At 52.4% G+C, this 17,741-nt stretch carries 17 protein-coding genes; 4 read left to right on the top strand and 13 right to left on the bottom strand.

Annotation, left to right across the window (positions count from 1 at the left end):
- Positions 1-9: 9 nt before the first annotated feature.
- Positions 10-1,053 (bottom strand): GMP reductase, encoded by a 1,044-nt coding sequence (locus CWS43_RS01950; protein WP_101075178.1) that lies wholly within the window; start codon positions 1,051-1,053, stop codon positions 10-12.
- A 241-nt stretch (positions 1,054-1,294) separates the two neighbouring features.
- Here CWS43_RS01950 and coaE point away from each other — a divergent pair, with 241 nt between their 5' ends.
- From coaE to yacG, 3 genes are read left to right on the top strand one after another with little or no spacing between them, the layout of a single operon-like run.
- Entirely contained in the window at positions 1,295-1,924 is a 630-nt protein-coding gene (gene coaE, locus CWS43_RS01945) for a dephospho-CoA kinase (RefSeq protein ID WP_101075177.1), read from the top strand.
- Positions 1,917-2,669 (top strand): cell division protein ZapD, encoded by a 753-nt coding sequence (zapD, locus tag CWS43_RS01940; protein ID WP_101075176.1) that lies wholly within the window; start codon positions 1,917-1,919, stop codon positions 2,667-2,669. Before coaE ends, zapD begins: the two co-directional genes overlap by 8 nt.
- Positions 2,670-2,678: 9 nt before the next feature.
- Entirely contained in the window at positions 2,679-2,876 is a 198-nt protein-coding gene (gene yacG / locus CWS43_RS01935; RefSeq protein ID WP_101075175.1) for a DNA gyrase inhibitor YacG, read from the top strand.
- Between the two features lie 68 nt (positions 2,877-2,944).
- On the opposite strand, the gene mutT is transcribed toward yacG, so the two are convergent.
- From mutT to secM, 3 genes are all read right to left on the bottom strand, one after another.
- Positions 2,945-3,346, bottom strand: coding sequence for an 8-oxo-dGTP diphosphatase MutT (mutT, locus tag CWS43_RS01930; RefSeq protein ID WP_101075174.1), 402 nt, complete (start codon positions 3,344-3,346; stop codon positions 2,945-2,947).
- A 112-nt stretch (positions 3,347-3,458) separates the two neighbouring features.
- Complete coding sequence (gene secA, locus CWS43_RS01925) at positions 3,459-6,176, bottom strand: preprotein translocase subunit SecA (protein WP_101075173.1); 2,718 nt, start codon at positions 6,174-6,176, stop codon at positions 3,459-3,461.
- Between the two features lie 80 nt (positions 6,177-6,256).
- On the bottom strand, positions 6,257-6,784 hold the full coding sequence (gene secM / locus CWS43_RS01920; RefSeq protein WP_101075172.1) for a secA translation cis-regulator SecM: 528 nt from the start codon (positions 6,782-6,784) through the stop codon (positions 6,257-6,259).
- Positions 6,785-6,810: 26 nt separating this feature from the next.
- On the opposite strand from secM, the gene CWS43_RS01915 reads away from it, so the two are divergent.
- Positions 6,811-7,335 (top strand): DUF721 domain-containing protein, encoded by a 525-nt coding sequence (locus CWS43_RS01915; RefSeq protein ID WP_101075171.1) that lies wholly within the window; start codon positions 6,811-6,813, stop codon positions 7,333-7,335.
- A 15-nt stretch (positions 7,336-7,350) separates the two neighbouring features.
- Here the strand turns inward: CWS43_RS01915 and lpxC are convergent, their stop codons facing one another.
- From lpxC to murD, 9 genes are all read right to left on the bottom strand, one after another.
- Positions 7,351-8,268, bottom strand: a complete 918-nt coding sequence (gene lpxC, locus CWS43_RS01910; protein WP_101075170.1) for a UDP-3-O-acyl-N-acetylglucosamine deacetylase — start codon at positions 8,266-8,268, stop codon at positions 7,351-7,353.
- A 98-nt stretch (positions 8,269-8,366) separates the two neighbouring features.
- Positions 8,367-9,521: a cell division protein FtsZ gene (gene ftsZ, locus CWS43_RS01905; RefSeq protein WP_013577005.1), complete on the bottom strand. Its 1,155-nt coding sequence runs from the start codon at positions 9,519-9,521 to the stop codon at positions 8,367-8,369.
- Between the two features lie 71 nt (positions 9,522-9,592).
- Positions 9,593-10,849 carry a cell division protein FtsA gene (ftsA, locus tag CWS43_RS01900; RefSeq protein ID WP_009634688.1) on the bottom strand — a complete coding sequence of 419 codons (1,257 nt, stop codon included), beginning with the start codon at positions 10,847-10,849 and terminating at the stop codon, positions 9,593-9,595.
- Positions 10,846-11,682 (bottom strand): cell division protein FtsQ, encoded by an 837-nt coding sequence (gene ftsQ / locus CWS43_RS01895; protein WP_101075169.1) that lies wholly within the window; start codon positions 11,680-11,682, stop codon positions 10,846-10,848. Before ftsQ ends, ftsA begins: the two co-directional genes overlap by 4 nt.
- Before the next feature lies 1 nt (position 11,683).
- Positions 11,684-12,604: a D-alanine--D-alanine ligase gene (locus CWS43_RS01890; RefSeq protein ID WP_101075168.1), complete on the bottom strand. Its 921-nt coding sequence runs from the start codon at positions 12,602-12,604 to the stop codon at positions 11,684-11,686.
- The gene (gene murC / locus CWS43_RS01885; protein ID WP_101075772.1) at positions 12,597-14,072 is read right to left on the bottom strand and encodes a UDP-N-acetylmuramate--L-alanine ligase; all 1,476 of its coding nucleotides are present in this window, start codon (positions 14,070-14,072) and stop codon (positions 12,597-12,599) included. Before murC ends, CWS43_RS01890 begins: the two co-directional genes overlap by 8 nt.
- A gap of 78 nt (positions 14,073-14,150) precedes the next feature.
- Positions 14,151-15,218, bottom strand: a complete 1,068-nt coding sequence (gene murG / locus CWS43_RS01880; RefSeq protein ID WP_101075167.1) for an undecaprenyldiphospho-muramoylpentapeptide beta-N-acetylglucosaminyltransferase — start codon at positions 15,216-15,218, stop codon at positions 14,151-14,153.
- A complete protein-coding gene (gene ftsW, locus CWS43_RS01875) occupies positions 15,215-16,417 on the bottom strand; it encodes a cell division protein FtsW (RefSeq protein WP_369825843.1) in 1,203 nt (400 codons plus the stop codon). The genes murG and ftsW overlap by 4 nt, the downstream gene beginning before the upstream one ends.
- A 5-nt stretch (positions 16,418-16,422) precedes the next feature.
- Positions 16,423-17,739 carry a UDP-N-acetylmuramoyl-L-alanine--D-glutamate ligase gene (murD, locus tag CWS43_RS01870; RefSeq protein WP_101075165.1) on the bottom strand — a complete coding sequence of 439 codons (1,317 nt, stop codon included), beginning with the start codon at positions 17,737-17,739 and terminating at the stop codon, positions 16,423-16,425.
- Between the last annotated feature and the right edge of the window lie 2 nt (positions 17,740-17,741).

The raw sequence follows: 17,741 nt of genomic DNA, 5'->3' as shown, positions 1-17,741 counted from the left end.
TTTTCCGGTTTATTTAGTGCCGAACAGGCGGTTTTCCTGCTCTGCGACACGAATAAAGGTAGTACGTTTTGTCAGCTCTTTGAGGCGTTCTGCACCGACATAGGTACAGGCAGAACGCAGGCCGCCAAGAATGTCGCGCACAGTATTCTCAACCGGGCCACGCAAAGGCAGTTTTACGGTTTTGCCTTCCGCAGCGCGATATTCGGCGACACCGCCAACGTGGCGTTTCATGGCAGATTCTGAGCTCATGCCGTAGAAGAGCATAAATTTCTCGCCATTTTCTTCAACAACGGTGCCTTCACATTCTTCGTGTGCTGCCAGCATACCGCCAAGCATCACGAAGTCTGCACCGCCGCCAAAAGCTTTCGCTACATCGCCAGGAACTGCACAACCGCCGTCACTGACGATTTGCCCGCCCAGCCCGTGAGCGGCATCTGCGCATTCGATAACGGCAGAAAGTTGCGGGTAGCCCACACCGGTTTTCACACGGGTAGTACATACCGACCCCGGGCCGATACCAACTTTAACGATATCTGCGCCGGAGAGAATCAGCTCTTCGACCATTTCGCCCGTGACCACATTACCGGCGCAAATAACTTTGTCCGGGCAGGCTTCACGAACACGTTGCAAGAAACCAACGAAATGTTCGGAATAACCGTTAGCGACGTCAAGGCAGACAAATTTCAGCAGCGGACAAAGTGCGAGAATTCGCAGTGTTTTCACAAAATCAGCTTCAGACGTCCCGGTTGATACCATCACATTTCGTAATACTGACTCGTCAGCGGAAGTGATAAAAGCCTGCCATTGTTCGACGCTGTAATGTTTGTGTACTGCAGTCAGCAAACCAAAGGACGCTAATACCGTTGCCATGCGAAAAGTACCCACAGTGTCCATATTGGCAGCGATAATCGGGGTGCCGGACCAGCTGATACCAGAGTGTTTGAATGTGAATGTGCGTTCCAGTTCAACTTCGGAACGGCTTTTGAGAGTGGAGCGTTTAGGGCGGATAAGTACGTCTTTAAAACCTAATTTCAAATCTTCTTCAATACGCATTACGGTTTTGTCCTGGTTTGGCGACGGATCGCTAGGGCATACAAAAAATTTTAGACACCCTTTCCAGTGGTTTTATCATACACAGGAAAATGACAACGGCAAGATGGCTTTTATAACGCACATCACAGACTTTTGATTGCACTGATGAATAATTTTCCGCATCAAAACCAAGACGACGGCGGCTTGCACTTACTCATAATCTCTTTATCATTTACCTGACTAATTTTATCAGAGCGCCCGTATGAGCTATATCGTTGCATTGACCGGAGGTATCGGTAGCGGTAAGAGTACCGTTGCTGAAAGCTTTGCCCAACATGGAATAACCATTGTCGATGCAGATATTATTGCCCGCCAGGTCGTTGCTCCGGGTGAACAGGCGTTGGAGGAACTGGTCAAAAAATTTGGCAAAAGTATTATTCTTGGCGATGGCTCGCTGAACCGTCCGGCATTGCGGGAGCGCATCTTTAGTCATCCGCTTGAAAAAGAGTGGGTTAATAAATTATTGCACCCTATTATTCATGCCCGGACGCAGCAACTCATTGCACTGGCGGATACGCCTTATGTGCTTTGGGTCGTCCCATTGCTGCTTGAAAATGGATTACAAACGCAGGCCGATCGCGTTCTGGTGGTGGACGTCGAGCCACACATTCAGCTTTCCCGCACTATGCTGCGTGACGGCGTTGACCGCCAGCAAGCTGAAAATATTATTGCCGCGCAGGTAAGCCGTGAAAAACGCCTGGCCTGCGCAGATGACGTTATTGATAACAGCGGAGATCCCCATATGATCGAACCGCGTGTAGCCCAATTACATCGCCTTTATCTGAAACTGGCGGCGGGCGAAAACAGACAGGATATTGCTGAGCATGACTGATGTAGCTGCAACCGTTCTTTTTGAACATCCTCTGAATGAAAAAATGCGTACCTGGTTGCGTATCGAATTTCTGCTACAGCAGATGCATGCTAATGCACAAATCACTGCTGCGGCTTCGGCACTCCTGTTTTTCCGCACTGCGTCTGACTTGCTGGACGTGCTGGAACGTGGAGAAGTCCGCACCGATTTGCTGAAAGAGCTGGAACGTCAGCAACAGAAATTATCTCAATGGCAGGATGTTCCGGGTGTGGATCCATCACGGATTGACGGATTGCGTTCCGAACTAAAACAGTGTGCCTCTGTGCTGATGAAAGCACCGAGAATTGGACAGGCACTGAAAGAAGATCGTCTGATTGCGCTGGTTCGACAGCGCCTGAGTATTCCCGGTGGTTGTTGCAGTTTTGATTTACCGACGCTGCATATCTGGCTGCATCTGGCACAATCCCAGCGTGACAATGAAGTTCAGAACTGGCTTGAAGCACTGGCGCCACTCAACAACTCGCTCACCATGGTACTGGGTTTAATTCGCCAGTCCGGCGCTTTCCGTAACCAAATCAGCCTGAATGGCTTTTTCCAGGATAACGCAGAAGGCGCAGACCTGTTACGCTTGCGCCTCTCGATGGAAAACCAGCTTTACCCGCAAGTTTCCGGGCACAAAACCCGTTATGCCATTCGTTTCTTACCACTCGACAGCGAACATGGCGTGGTTCCGGCACGACTGAATTTTGAACTTGCCTGCTGCTAGGAGTTGCAAATGGATCCCGAAATTATTGAAGTAAATTGCCCGACTTGTAACAAAACAGTTGTCTGGGGCGAAGAAAGCCCTTACCGCCCTTTTTGTTCGAAACGCTGTCAGCTTATCGATCTCGGCGAGTGGGCAGATGAAGAAAAACGCATTCCGAGCAAAGGGGATGTGAACGATCTGGACGAGTGGAGCGAAGAAGAGATTTAACGCTGGCATTCAGTAACGATAAAAGGGGCATAGCCCCTTTTTTTGTGAACAATCTCATTCTCAAATCATCAGAGTTGGCTGTTTTTAAGCGCGTTCACGATGGCTTCGTTGGCAGGAGGAAACTCTTCCGCTTTCAGTTCGGACTGTTTAACCCAGCGCTTTGGTTGTCCTTCTTTTCCATATGGCTCGCCCTGCCATTCTTCCACCAAAAAGAAGTAAAGCGTGATAATACGATCCGGAAACCGGTGTTCAAGGGTTTTCAGCAACACGGGCGCTTCTGCGTCAATACCCACTTCTTCCTGCAACTCACGAATAACAGCCTGCTCAGGCGTCTCGCCAGCTTCGATTTTACCGCCCGGAAATTCCCAAAAACCCGCCATGTGCGATGACGCATCACGCTGAGTGATAAAGATTTCTTTAGCTGAATTCCGGATAATACCGGCTGCGATATTCAGTTGTTTAAGCGTCACTTTTCCACCTATTGACTGACTGTAATGACTATCTTATATAAGAATTTTTAGACAAAAATAAAGGCGGTGATTAGCCGCCTTTTAGATTAACACGATGACTTAGCCTGAGATCTTACTTTTGCAGGCGGCCATGGCATTGTTTGTATTTTTTGCCTGAACCACATGGGCAGAGATCGTTACGACCCACTTTGCGCTCGCCGGATGCGGCAAGTCGTGCAGCTTCAGCCACTTCAATTTCCTGCTGATCCTGATGGCTTAGCTGCTGCTGGCGGGCCAGATGCTCGGCTTCTTCGCGGCGCTGAATCTCCATTGCTTCAATTTCTTCAGGCATACGAACCTGAACTTTACTCAGCACGCTGACCACTTCATATTTAAGTGATTCCAGCATGGCGGCAAACATAGCAAAGGATTCGCGTTTGTATTCCTGCTTAGGATCTTTCTGCGCATAGCCACGTAAATGGATACCCTGACGCAGATAGTCCATCGCTGCCAGATGTTCTTTCCACAGGGAATCAAGCGTTTGCAGCATCACACCTTTCTCGAAGTTACGCATCATTTCTGCGCCAACTATTTCTTCTTTACGGGCGTAAGATTCTTTCGCGATTTCCATAATACGTTCGCGCAGGGTTTCTTCATGCAGTTCAGGCTCTTTATCCAGCCATTCTGCAATCGGCATTTCCAGCTCGAAGTCTTTTTTCAGGCGTTCTTCCAGGCCCTGCACATCCCACATTTCTTCCAAAGACTGCGGTGGAATGTAACTGTCGATAGTCGCTTTAAACACGTCCTCACGGATGCTGGCGATGGTTTCGCTCACGTCGGACACATCCAGCAATTCGTTACGCTGGCTGTAGATCGCGCGACGCTGATCGCTGGCAACATCATCATATTCCAGCAATTGCTTACGAATATCAAAGTTACGGCTTTCAACTTTACGCTGAGCATTGGCAATCGCTTTGGTCACCCAAGGATGCTCAATCGCTTCGCCCGGTTTCATACCCAGTTTACGCATCATGCTCGACACACGGTCAGAAGCAAAAATGCGCATCAGGGCATCTTCCATGGACAGATAGAAGCGGGATGAACCGGCATCACCCTGGCGACCTGCACGGCCACGCAACTGGTTATCGATACGGCGAGATTCGTGACGCTCGGTACCGATAATATGCAAACCACCGGAAGCCAATACGGCATCGTGACGAATCTGCCATGCCGCTTTAATTTCAGCGATTTTCTCGTCGGTGGCTTCTTCGCCCAGGTTTTCAACTTCAACCTGCCAGCTGCCGCCCAGCACGATATCCGTACCACGGCCGGCCATGTTGGTGGCGATGGTTACCGCGCTCGGCTGGCCCGCCTGTGCGACGATATCTGCTTCTTTTGCGTGGAACTTGGCGTTCAGCACGCTGTGCGCGATGCCTGCTTTAGTCAGTTCGTTGGAAACGACTTCGGATTTCTCAATCGAAATAGTCCCCACCAGAACCGGCTGGCCTTTGGCAGTACACTGACGGATATCTTCGATAATCGCGCCAATTTTTTCCATTTCGGTCATGTACACCAGGTCGGCCATGTCTTTTCGCACCATAGGGCGGTTCGTTGGCACAACGATGGTATCCAGCTTGTAGATGGAGCTGAATTCGAACGCTTCAGTATCCGCAGTACCGGTCATACCGGCCAGTTTTTCATACAGACGGAAGTAGTTCTGGAAGGTGATAGAAGCCAGCGTCTGGTTTTCGTTTTGAATATCGACGCCTTCTTTCGCTTCCACTGCCTGATGCAAGCCATCAGACCAGCGGCGCCCCTGCATGGTACGACCGGTGTGTTCGTCAACGATGATAACTTCACCGTCTTTCACGATGTAATCGACATCGCGGGTGAACAGCACGTGCGCACGCAGTGCGGCGGTCACGTGATGCATCAGCATAATGTTGGTCGGGGAATACAGAGATTCGCCCTCTTCCATGATGCCTGCATCAACCAGCATTTCTTCAATCAGAACCAGGCCACGTTCGGTCAGATGAACCTGACGCGCTTTTTCGTCCACAGAGAAGTGGCCTTCACCCTGGAAGGTGTCGGAGTCTTCTTTTTCCTGACGGATCAGTTTAGGGATCAGTTTGTCAACGCGGGTGTACATTTCTGAACTGTCTTCTGCCGGACCGGAAATGATCAGCGGAGTACGTGCTTCATCGATCAGGATGGAGTCAACCTCATCCACCAGCGCGTAATGCAGTTTACGCTGAACGCGTTCTTCCGGGCTGAAAGCCATGTTATCGCGCAGGTAGTCAAAGCCGTATTCGTTGTTTGTACCGTAAGTGATGTCGGCAGCGTAAGCAGCGCGCTTAGCCGGAGAAGGCATGCCCGGCAGGTTAATCCCGATGCTCAGACCGAGGAACTCGAACAATGGGCGGTTATTTTCGGCGTCACGCTGAGCTAAGTAGTCGTTGACGGTGACAACGTGAACACCTTTACCGCTCAGTGCGTTCAGGTAAGCCGGCAACGTTGCGGTCAGCGTTTTACCTTCACCGGTGCGCATTTCTGCGATGCAACGCTCGTTCAGTACCATACCGCCGAGCAACTGGACGTCGAAGTGACGCATGCCGAACACACGTTTACTGGATTCGCGAACCACTGCAAACGCTTCCGGGATCAGGGTCTCCAGAACTTCGCCTTTTGCCAGACGCTCACGGAACTCATCAGTTTTAGCTCTCAGTTGCTCGTCAGTAAGCTTCTGAATTTCAGGTTCCATGCGGCCAATAAGTTCCACAACTTTACGCATGCGGCGCAGTGTACGATCGTTACGGCTACCAAAAACTTTGGTCAATAATTTGATTAACATGATGCTTAATATCTCTTGGAGGCCACCTAACGCAGCCACTAATTTGTTGATTTATAGATAGAGTTTAAATTTACAGTCTGTTAAATCAGGAAGACCGGGCCGGCACGAATGCCTTGCACCTGTGCTAACCACAGTCCGGTTTGATGTGATGAAGAGAAATTCAGGAAAGGTTGTTGCGTGTAACGGATGATAACCGGCGGTTTGGACTCATGCGTCAGTAATGCGTTCAGGGTCACCAGCAACGCGAGCTGCTGTACATGAAGAGGTTCTGCTGCCTGCGCGACAATTTCAGGTTGGGCTGTGGTGTAAACCACCTGCGGCGCCAGCGCAAAAGAAAGATGACGGATGACCGTGCGCAGTGCATGCTGCTGCCAGTAATCCACACCGAAAGACGGGCGGCGATTTGCCTGGAGCAACGCGAGGTTACTCAGCCCTGTACTGCCGATGTTAAGTCGGTTTAGACTTGAGGACGTATTGGGAACCGCAGGCAGTTCCGTTTGCGAGAGGTTCGTTGACACGCCAAGGCTCGCCGCGACCATCCCCAACAGGAGATGCGGCCAAAAATACCTTCTGCCAAATTGTCGCCAACGATTTAGAATGCCAATCACACGTTTACAATCCGCCGGAGCCCATCATGCGCGATAGCCGCCCACAATTATTAGATATCCTGTTCGATGATGCCTCTTCCACAGAGCAAAGCCCGCTGCGTATTGTTCAACAGCGTGCGGCGGCGTTATTAAAACTAAACCGCGCAGTGAAAGGTCTGTTACCGGCGCCCATGCAACCATGGTGTCGTGTCGGTAATTATCGACAGGGAGTTTTAGTACTTGAGATAGCTAATGCCAGTTGGATGATGCGCTTACGCTATGAACAACCCGCATTACTCTCTGCACTTCGAGCGCAAATTCTACCATCATTGTCATCAATCGACATCAGGATTAATCCTTCGCTCATGGCGAAAATGGAAAATGCTTCGCAGATTGCGGTTAAAAATAAAGCGAACGCTTCTGAATCGATGCCGGTCAGGCATTTGAGTGCACAGAGTGCGGAAGAATTGCGAGGGCTTGCGAGCCGTAGCCCGGAAAAACTGAGAAAAGCATTAGAACGACTGGCAGAATTGGCCGGAGAGGGTGCCAAAACAACCAGTCGTAATAAGTAATGATATCAGTACCGATTACGCCAATACTGTAGAAGGTGCTTTAAAAGCCACAGGCATTTCAGCTTCATCCTGGAAGGTAACTAATTCCCAGGCTTCCTGCTTAGCCAGTACCGCTTGCAATAACTTGTTGTTCAACGCGTGGCCGGACTTGAATGCGGTAAACGCACCAATGATGTTATGTCCACACATAAACAGGTCGCCGATAGCATCAAGCATTTTGTGACGAACGAATTCGTCTTCAAAGCGCAGACCATCTTCGTTAAGCACTCGGTAATCATCCACAACAATCGCGCAATCAAAGCTGCCACCCAGGCACAAACCGCGTGACTGCAGATACTCGATATCACGCATGAAACCAAAAGTACGTGCACGGCTGATTTGGCGAACAAATGCTTCTGCGGAGAAGTTCATTTTGTAACGCTGTGAACTGGAATCAATCGCCGGGTGATTGAAGTCGATAGTGAAATCCAGAGAGAAACCATTGAATGGTTTGAACTCTGCCCACTTATCACCATCTTCAACACGCACGGTTTCTTTGATGCGCAGGAATTTCTTCGCGCTTTTCAGTTCTTCGATCCCTGCATCCATCAAAAGATAGACAAAAGGCGCAGCGCTACCGTCCATAATGGGCACTTCAGGCGCATCGACTTCGATAACAATGTTATCAATGCCCAGCCCCGCTAATGCTGCATTAAGGTGTTCAACCGTAGAAATACGTACGTCATGCTCATTAACCAGACAAGTACAGAGCATGGTATCACGCACGGATTTTGCATCTGCCGGGAAATCAACCGGTGGATTCAAGTCAGTGCGACGATAGATGACCCCGGTATTTGCCGGTGCAGGACGCAGAGTCAGGGTGACTTTCTTGCCGGTATGCAAACCGACGCCCGTCGCCTGAACGATACGTTTTAATGTACGTTGTTTGATCATCGTATTTATCTCGCAATGTTATCCATCCAACCGACCTAAGCTTACCTTAAGATCGGTGGGACAGTTTAGCACAAAGAGCGGAGATCCTACAATTCGGACTAGTCTGCCTGCTTACGCAGGAAGGCCGGGATGTCCAAATAGTCGGGCTCTTTATTAGATTGCGCGCTTTGATCATTCACCACTTTAGCCGCTGGCTTGGTTTCCTGCGGCAACGGAGACATCCCGTGCTGCTGGTAACGGTGATCCATCACTGGCTGGCTGGCTGGCTTGTTGGTCACCAAAGTGATCTCAGGACGTTTGTCCATGCCGATACCGGTCGCAACCACGGTAACACGCAATTCGTCATTCATTTCCGGGTCAAGGGAAGTCCCGATAACCACGGTTGCGTTGTCAGAAGCGAAAGCACGGATAGTGTTACCCACGGTTTCGAATTCATCCAGACGCAGGTCGAAGCCCGCTGTAATGTTGACAAGAACGCCGCGCGCACCAGACAAGTCGATGTCTTCCAGCAACGGGCTGGAGATCGCCATTTCAGCCGCTTCTTCAGCACGGTCTTCACCACATGCCACGCCGGAACCCATCATGGCATAACCCATTTCGGACATTACAGTGCGCACGTCAGCAAAGTCGACGTTCATCAGACCCGGACGGGTGATCAGCTCAGCGATACCCTGCACCGCGCCTTTCAGCACGTCGTTGGCCGCACCGAAGGCGTCCAGCAGAGAGATGCCGCGACCCAGAACTTTCAACAGCTTATCGTTCGGGATTGTGATCAGGGAGTCCACATGCTTGGACAGTTCAGCGATACCCTGCTCCGCAAATGCCATGCGCTTCTTGCCTTCAAAGTTGAAAGGCTTAGTCACGACAGCAACGGTCAGAATACCCAAATCTTTTGCAACTTCAGCGACTACTGGTGCAGCACCGGTACCGGTACCGCCGCCCATGCCCGCTGCAATAAAGACCATGTCGGCACCTTCAAGCGCAGCGCGCAGGGCTTCACGGTCTTCTTCTGCAGAATTGCGACCCACTTCAGGGTTCGCACCAGCACCCAGACCTTTGGTAATACCGCTACCGATCTGAATCGTCTGGCCTACAGCCGTTTTACGCAACGCCTGGGCGTCTGTATTAACGGCAAAGAATTCAACACCTTCGATGCGTTCACGCACCATGTGTTCGACAGCGTTACCGCCGCCACCGCCGACGCCGATGACTTTAATCACCGCGTCGTTGGTCAGTTCCATAGGTTCAAACATAGTTTCTCTCCGTTTTGTGCCTGTCGCGTCGGGACCAAAAGCCATAACAGCATGATCCCGTTGTTAAAACATTAAAACTCTTTTCTCAGCCAGCTGTTGATTCGTTTGAACCAGTTGCCCACTGAGGCGCGTTTTTCCACTTCGGCCTCACCGCTCAGGTGAGACTCTTTACCATAGTGCAGCAGCCCTACAGCCGTTGAGTAGTAAGGTTCCTGCGCATAATCTGTCAGCCCTGTGATGTTCAGAGGTTGCCCGATACGCACCTGGGTATGGAATACCCGCTGCGCACAAGCTGCCAGACCATCAATTTGTGCTGCACCGCCTGTCAAAACAATACCTGCGGCCAGATGATGTTTTACGCCCTGCTGACGTAACTGCTCCTGCAATTGCAAAATTTCGTCGTTCACTAAATTCAGCAATTCTGTGTAACGAGGCTCGATGACTTCAGCCAGTGTCTGACGTTGCAGACTGCGTGGCGGACGTCCGCCTACGCTCGGCACTTCGACGTTTTCGTCTTTGCCGACAATCGAACCTAATGCACAACCGTGGCGAACTTTGATAGCTTCGGCATCGGTCGGTGGCGTTCCAAACGCATAAGCGATGTCGCTGGTGACCACGTTCCCTGCATAAGGGATAACCTTAGTATGACGTAGTGCGCCGCCGGTATAAACCGCGATATCCATGGTTCCACCACCAATATCGACGACACAGACCCCTAATTCGCGCTCATCTTCGGTCAGAACCGCATAACTGGCTGCCAGACCGGCAAAAATCAGCTGGTCAACTTTCAAGCCACAGCGTTCAACCGCTTTCACAATGTTCTTTGCCATATCGTTATGGCAGGTAATCAGGTGAACTTTTGCCTGCATACGCACGCCGGAAAGTCCGACGGGGTTTTTGATCCCTTCCTGATAATCAATGGCATATTCCTGAGGAATCACATGCAGAACACGATGTTCGTCACGTACGCGAACCGATTTCGCGGTATGCACAACGTTCTCTACATCTTCCTGCGTGACTTCCTCTTCTGAAATAGGAACCATCCCTATTTCATTCTGGCAACTGATATGTTTACCGGACAAAGCAAGGTAAACAGAGGAAATCTGGCAATCCGCCATCAGTTCAGCCTGATCGATGGCGCGCTGTACGCATTTCACCACCGATTCCAGATCATTCACTCCACCCTTGTCCATGCCACGGGACGGGCAACTGCCCACACCGATAATATTGACCATGCCATCGGGCAGAACTTCCCCCACCAATGCGGCAACCTTTGCCGTACCGATTTCCAGCCCAACTACCAGTTTTCTGTCCGTCGACTTGATCATTGTTGTTTAGCCTGTGCCTGATTCTGTTGCTGATTACTGTTTTGCTGGTCAATAAACTCTGGCGCCCAGCCTACTGACGCACCGCTGTCGTAACGTAAATCGACATAAGTGATGCGTTTTTTATCGGCTTCTGCCTGTTGCTGGAATCGCGGGTAAAGCTCGATAAAACGCTGTAAACGCCCCATCCGGTCATCTCTTCCCAATTCCAGCCGGACGTCATTATCCAGAGTTAACTGCCACGAGTGACGCGCACTCATTGCTACTGCTTTCAGCGTGAATTTCCCGACGGCAAGCGTCTGGCTCATCGTTTGAAAGCCCTGCAAAACATCCTGTTCGCTGCCTTCCGGACCGTAAAGCAACGGCATTTTCTGTTTGACCACACGTTCAGCGGGTATGCTGAATGATTTGCCATCGGCATCAACCATATGCAGATCATTCCAGTGTGCGACCGGCACATACTCCACCAGGTGTATCTTCAATTCATTCGGCCATTGCTTACGTACGCTGACCTGTTTTATCCAGGGTAAACGCTCAATCTGCTGCTGAATGACGTTTACATCCTGCGTCATGAACGTTCCCGGTGCCCCTAAGGACAGAATCGCCTGACGAATATCATCATTGGTCGTGTAATGACGTTCCCCCGTAACCACAAGCTGGGACAACGGCAACCGGTTCGCATCCTGCATCCAGCCAACAACAGCCCACGCACTCCATAAAATTGTTCCTACTACCAACAGCAGAAACACGATCCCTGCCAGCTGGCCACCGTTACTGCGACGACCGTTGTTTTCGGCCGTCTCGCGCTCTCGGGTATTCAGGGCGGCTTGAGACATATCAGTCAGCCAATGCCAGAATACGGAAAACGAGTTGAGGGAAGCTCAGCCCGGCATACCTGGCCGCCATCGGCACCAGGCTGTGGCTGGTCATTCCCGGCGACGTATTCACTTCCAGCAAATTAAAGCTGCCATCACCGTCTTGCATCACATCAACACGCCCCCAGCCACTGCAATCCAGTGCCTGGTAAGCCTGCAGTGCCAGTGCAGATAATTGTTTTTCCTGCTCCCCGCTCAAACCGCTTGGGCAAAAATACTGTGTTTCGTCCGACAGATACTTCGCCTGATAGTCATAAAACGTCCCGGCTGGCTGGATACGGATTGATGGCATAACCTGATCGCCAACGATAGCTACCGTGTATTCAGGGCCGCTTAACCACTTTTCAATCAGAACGTTATCGTCATGTCGGAAGCCTTCCTGCAGGGCTGGCAGCAACTCTTTTTCAGTTGTCACTTTACTCATGCCAACGCTGGAACCTTCACGGCTCGGTTTGACGATAACCGGCAGGCCTAATTCGGCGATTTTTGCCGCCAGAGCGCCCTGCCCTGCTTCTTCAATTTGTGAACGATGCAATGCCACGAACGGGGCAACCGGCAAACCCAGCGCCTGCCACACCAGCTTGGTGCGGAATTTATCCATGGTCAGCGCAGAAGCCATCACGCCGCTGCCGGTATACGGCAGGCCGATTTGCTCGAGCAGCCCTTGCAACGTACCGTCTTCACCGCCGCGGCCATGCAGCGCGATAAAGACTTTGCTGAACCCTTCTTCTTTAAGAAGCGCCACGTTGAATGTTTTGGTGTCGATGCCATGCGCATCCACACCTGATTCGCGTAAACCGGCCAGCACGGCCGCGCCGGACTGTAATGACACATCGCGTTCTGCGGAAGTACCACCCAATAATACCGCTACTTTCTCAGACATGATGTTCTTCACCTTTTTTCACTGGCTGCAACTTTTGATCAGCCAGTTTACGGGCCACTTTGCCAACGTTGCCAGCACCCTGCACCAGCACTAAATCATCGCCTTCGAGGATCTGCGCCAGGTTTTCAGGCACGGCATCAATGTCAGAAACCAGAATAGGATCCAGTTTTCCTCGCGCACGAATGGTGCGGCACAGCGAACGGCTGTCCGCGCCCGGAATTGGCGCTTCACCGGCCGGATAAACGTCGAGCATGATCAGCACATCGACCTGAGACAGCACGTTCGCAAAGTCGTCGTACAAATCGCGGGTACGCGTGTAACGGTGAGGCTGGAAAATCATCACCAGGCGCTTGTTCGCCCAGCCCGCGCGCGCAGCTTTGATTGTCGCATCCACTTCTGTCGGGTGATGGCCGTAGTCATCAACCAGCATCGCGCTGCCGGTTTTTCCGTTCACATTTTCCAGCGCGTAATCGCCCAAAAAATCAAAACGACGACCGGTTCCCTGGAAACCTTCCAGTGCACGCAAAATTGCGTCGTCGCTGATACCTTCTTCTGTCGCAACAGCCACAGCCGCAGCGGCATTCAGGGCGTTATGACGGCCCGGAGCGTTCAGCGTGACGCTGATCAGCGGCAGATCCTGACGACGTATCGTAAAGTGCCCCTGCGCGCCAACCTGTCGGTAATTTTCGATAATCACATCAGCGTCTTCGCTGAATCCGTAGGTGGTCATATGGCGGCCTACGCGTGGGATCAGCTCACGGATCACCGGATCATCAATGCACATCACCGCGCGTCCGTAGAACGGCAGGTTGTGCAGGAAATTCACAAACGTCTGTTTCAGGTTTTCAAAATCGCCCTGATACGTATCCATATGGTCTGCTTCGATGTTGGTCACAATCGCCACCATCGGTTGCAGATGCAGGAAGGACGCATCGCTTTCGTCCGCTTCTGCAATCAGGAAACGGCTTGAGCCCAGACGCGCATGCGTGCCTGCCGCTTTAACCAGCCCACCATTTACGAAAGTCGGGTCCAGCCCGGCTTCTGCATAAATACTGGTGACCATCGCGGTGGTTGTGGTTTTACCGTGTGTCCCTGCCACGGCAATACCGTGACGAAAACGCATCAGCTCGGCGAGCATTTCCGCGCGGCGGATAACCGGGATACGCGCTTCACGGGCGGCGACAATTTCCGGATTATCGGAAGAGATTGCCGTCGAAACCACCACCACGCTGGCATCCAGCACGTTCTCCGGGCGGTGATTGAAATAAATGGTCGCGCCCAGCGCGGTCAGTTGCTGAGTGACCGCATTCGGTGCTAAGTCAGAACCGCTAATCTGATAGCCTTCATTGGCCAACACTTCGGCGATACCACCCATGCCGGCACCACCGATGCCAACAAAGTGAATGTGCCGGACACGATGCATCTCGGGCACGAAGGTACGTAGTTTCGCCAATTGTTGTGTATTCACGTTTTTATTCACTATTTCAGGTTACTGATTAATCCGTTTCTTACGGCTGGGACCACGCTGCGCATGGCCCGTTCAATTTCATTTTTTGCTGACGGCGACCACTTCTGCGGCAACACGCTCTGTCGCATCGGGGATCGCGGCTGCACGGGCAGCGATCGCCATGTCCATCAGATGGGTTCTGTCCCATCCGGCCATCAGATCAGAGACGGCTGCGGCACTAAAATCTTTCTGCTCAATAATCTTCGCGGCACCGGCTTTTTCCAGCGGCAGCGCATTCCAGTACTGCTGACGATCTTTATGCTGAAACGGCACGAATATCGCCGGTAAACCCGCAGCCGCAATTTCGCTGACGGTCAGTGCACCGGAACGACAAACCACGACATCTGCCCAGGCATAAGCCTGCGCCATGTCATCAATAAATTCGGTGACCTTATGCTGAGTCTGACCGGCTTTTTCGTAAGCCTGATCCACGGACTCCAGCGCGCCTTTACCGACCTGATGCCACAACGTAATTTTATCGCCCATCAGCGCCGCCACTTCCGGCAGGGTCTGATTAAGCACCCGCGCGCCCTGACTTCCGCCAATAACCAGCACGCGGATTGGACCTTCACGCCCGGCCAGGCGGGTTTGCGGTAATTCCAGCGCCAGCACATCAGTACGCACCGGATTACCGACCACAGCCGCATTCGGGAACGCGCCGGGAAACGCCTGTAATACTTTTTTGGCAATGTGCGACAAACCGCGATTGGTCATGCCCGCAATACCATTTTGCTCATGCAGCACCACCGGAATACCCAGCGACCATGCCGCCAGACCGCCGGGGCCGGAAACGTAACCGCCCATGCCTAAAACCACATCAGGCTGGAAGCGCTTCATGATGGCTTTTGCCTGGCGCCACGCATGATATATGCGAACAGGGGCGGTGAGCTGCGCTTTCAGACCTTTCCCACGCAATCCTGCAATTTTAATGAAATCAATCTCAATGCCATTTTTCGGCACCAAATCCGCTTCCATCCGGTCTGCCGTGCCCAGCCAGCGAACTTCCCAGCCTTGCGCCATCAGATGATGTGCGACCGCCAGACCGGGGAAAACGTGCCCGCCGGTACCGCCTGCCATCACCATTAAACGCCGGGTATTGCCACTCATCGGGCGCTCCTTACAAACGCCTGGGCTTTTGCCAGACGCGTTTCAAAATCCACTCGCAGCAATAACACGATTGCCGTCGACATAATTAACAGACTCGAACCACCGTAACTGATGAGCGGTAAAGTCAGACCTTTCGTTGGCAACATCCCCGCGGCGGCCCCTACGTTGACCAGCGCCTGAAAGCTGAACCACACGCCAATTGAGCAGGCTAAAAAGCCGGAAAAACGCTGATCAAGCTCCAGAGCACGACGCCCGATGGACATCGCCCGAAAAGCGACGAAGAATACCATCAACAAGGCCAGAACCACACCGAAATAGCCCAACTCTTCCCCCAAAATGGAGAAGATGAAGTCGGTATGCGCTTCCGGTAAATACTCCAGTTTCTGCACCGAATTCCCTAGCCCTTGCCCCCAGAATTCACCGCGGCCAAATGCCATCAGAGACTGGGTCAGCTGATAACCGCTGCCAAACGGATCCGCCCACGGGTTCCAGAACGACGTTACGCGGCGCATACGATACGGTTCCGCCAAAACCAGCAACACGACAGCGAAAGCACCGGAACCGATGATAGCCAGGAACTGCCACATCTTCGCCCCCGCCAGAAACAGCATCGCCAGCGTGGTAATAAACAGTACAACGACGGTACCCAGGTCTGGCTGAGCCAGCAGGAGCACCGCCAGAACCACCATGACGCCCATCGGTTTACAAAAACCCCAGAAGTTACTCCGGACTTCATCGACCTTTCGCACCAGATAGCTGGCGAGGTAGCAAAACAGTGACAGTTTGGAAAACTCTGCCGGCTGAATACGTAATGGCCCCAGCGAAATCCAGCGCGATGCCCCGTTAACTGAGCTCCCGACCACCAGTACAACCAGCAACATCACCACGGAAAGCAACAGCAGAACGTTGCTGTATTTCTGCCAGACCGCCATCGGTACACGCAGCGTGACCATCGAAAGCCCAAAGGCCAGCGCAAGGTAAATCGCGTCACGCTTGGCAAATAAAAACGGGTCATCTGCAAGGCGCTGGCCAATCGGCATCGAAGCTGACGTCACCATCACAAAACCCACAATCGCCAGACCAAAAGTCAGCCAAAGCAAGGTCCGGTCGTATAGCACGAGCGTTAATGCGTCGTTTTCTTTCGACCCCATCACCCAATCGTTAAATCTTCCGGCAAGGCCCAGTTTTGGGATACGGATCCGCATTAACCCAGCTCCTTCGCCAGCGCAGTGAAAACATCACCGCGTTGTTCAAAACTGCGGAACTGATCGAGGCTCGCGCAGGCCGGAGACAGTAAAACCATGTCACCAGAAGCCACACGCGTGCTGATATCACGCATCGCCTGCTCCATGGTTTCAAACAAAGAAGAAACTTCAGGGCGTAAATCCGCCAGCTCCGCGCCGTCACGGCCAAAGCAGTAAATACGCAGATTATCGCCCTGCAAATATTGCGTCAGTGGTGAGAAATCTGCGGATTTCCCGTCCCCACCCAGCAACAGATGCAATGTGCCATCAACATGCAGGCCGTTGAGTGCCGCTTCGGTACTGCCCACGTTGGTCGCTTTGGAATCGTTGATCCAACGCACGCCATTGTGTTGCCACGCTACCTGAAAACGATGCGCCAGGCCGGTAAAGGTCGTCAGCGCTTGCAGGCCTGATGCGTGAGGAATGCCCACGGCATCCGCCAGCGCCAGCGCAGCCAGCGCATTGGTATAATTGTGGCGGCCCGTGAGCGGCATTTCTTTGGTATTCAGAACCTTCTCGCCATGCACGCGCAGCCAGATATCGTCCTGCTGGCGTGTCAGGTGATAATCACCAACGTCCACACCAAAACTCACGCAACGCTTATCCGCGCCACGCACCGGCATTGTCAGCGCATCATCAGCATTGACGACGCACAGCGCGGCGTTCTCATAAACCTTCAGTTTTGCCGCACGGTACTGCTGCAGACCAAACGGATAACGATCCATATGATCTTCGGTCACGTTAAGGATCGTCGCGGCCGCAGCGTGCAGGCTGTACGTGGTCTCAAGCTGGAAACTGGACAGCTCAAGGACAAACAAATCGTATTCGTGATCAAGCAGGGTCAGCACCGGTAAGCCAATGTTGCCACCCACTCCGACGCGCCATCCGGCGGCTTTCGCCATTTCGCCGACCAGCATCGTTACGGTGCTTTTACCGTTCGAACCGGTGATCGCCACAATTGGCGTTTGCGTCTCGCGGCAGAACAGCTCGATATCACCCACAATTTCCACGCCTGCATCGGCGGCAGCGCTGAGCGCAGGCGTTGCCAGCGCCATACCGGGGCTGGCAATAATCAGGTCCGCATCGAGCAGCCAGTCTTCATTGAGTGAACCGAGGTGGCGCTCAATGTTATCCGCGAGTTTATCCAGTCCGGGCGGGCTGACGCGGGTATCAATAACACGCGGCGTCACGCCCCGTGCCACAAAGAAATCAACACAGGACAGGCCGGTAAGACCCAGCCCGATGATGACCACTTTTTTACCCTGATAGTCAGCCATAA

It is taken from the genome of Rahnella sp. AA, assembly GCF_002834385.1.
GTDB lineage: Bacteria > Pseudomonadota > Gammaproteobacteria > Enterobacterales > Enterobacteriaceae > Rahnella.
Note: the sequence above shows the minus strand (reverse complement) of the source record. Positions and strands in the feature narration are given on the sequence as shown.

Excerpts from the sequence above, each read along its gene's own strand:
- coaE (WP_101075177.1), top strand. The coding sequence starts at position 1,295 with ATGAGCTATATCGTTGCATTGACCGGAGGTATCGGTAGCGGTAAGAGT.
- ftsZ (WP_013577005.1), bottom strand. The coding sequence starts at position 9,521 with ATGTTTGAACCTATGGAACTGACCAACGACGCGGTGATTAAAGTCATC.
- CWS43_RS01915 (WP_101075171.1), top strand. The coding sequence starts at position 6,811 with ATGCGCGATAGCCGCCCACAATTATTAGATATCCTGTTCGATGATGCC.
- lpxC (WP_101075170.1), bottom strand. The coding sequence starts at position 8,268 with ATGATCAAACAACGTACATTAAAACGTATCGTTCAGGCGACGGGCGTC.
- ftsQ (WP_101075169.1), bottom strand. The coding sequence starts at position 11,682 with ATGTCTCAAGCCGCCCTGAATACCCGAGAGCGCGAGACGGCCGAAAAC.
- ftsA (WP_009634688.1), bottom strand. The coding sequence starts at position 10,849 with ATGATCAAGTCGACGGACAGAAAACTGGTAGTTGGGCTGGAAATCGGT.
- murG (WP_101075167.1), bottom strand. The coding sequence starts at position 15,218 with ATGAGTGGCAATACCCGGCGTTTAATGGTGATGGCAGGCGGTACCGGC.
- CWS43_RS01890 (WP_101075168.1), bottom strand. The coding sequence starts at position 12,604 with ATGTCTGAGAAAGTAGCGGTATTATTGGGTGGTACTTCCGCAGAACGC.
- yacG (WP_101075175.1), top strand. The coding sequence starts at position 2,679 with ATGGATCCCGAAATTATTGAAGTAAATTGCCCGACTTGTAACAAAACA.
- CWS43_RS01950 (WP_101075178.1), bottom strand. The coding sequence starts at position 1,053 with ATGCGTATTGAAGAAGATTTGAAATTAGGTTTTAAAGACGTACTTATC.
- secA (WP_101075173.1), bottom strand. The coding sequence starts at position 6,176 with ATGTTAATCAAATTATTGACCAAAGTTTTTGGTAGCCGTAACGATCGT.
- murD (WP_101075165.1), bottom strand. The coding sequence starts at position 17,739 with ATGGCTGACTATCAGGGTAAAAAAGTGGTCATCATCGGGCTGGGTCTT.
- zapD (WP_101075176.1), top strand. The coding sequence starts at position 1,917 with ATGACTGATGTAGCTGCAACCGTTCTTTTTGAACATCCTCTGAATGAA.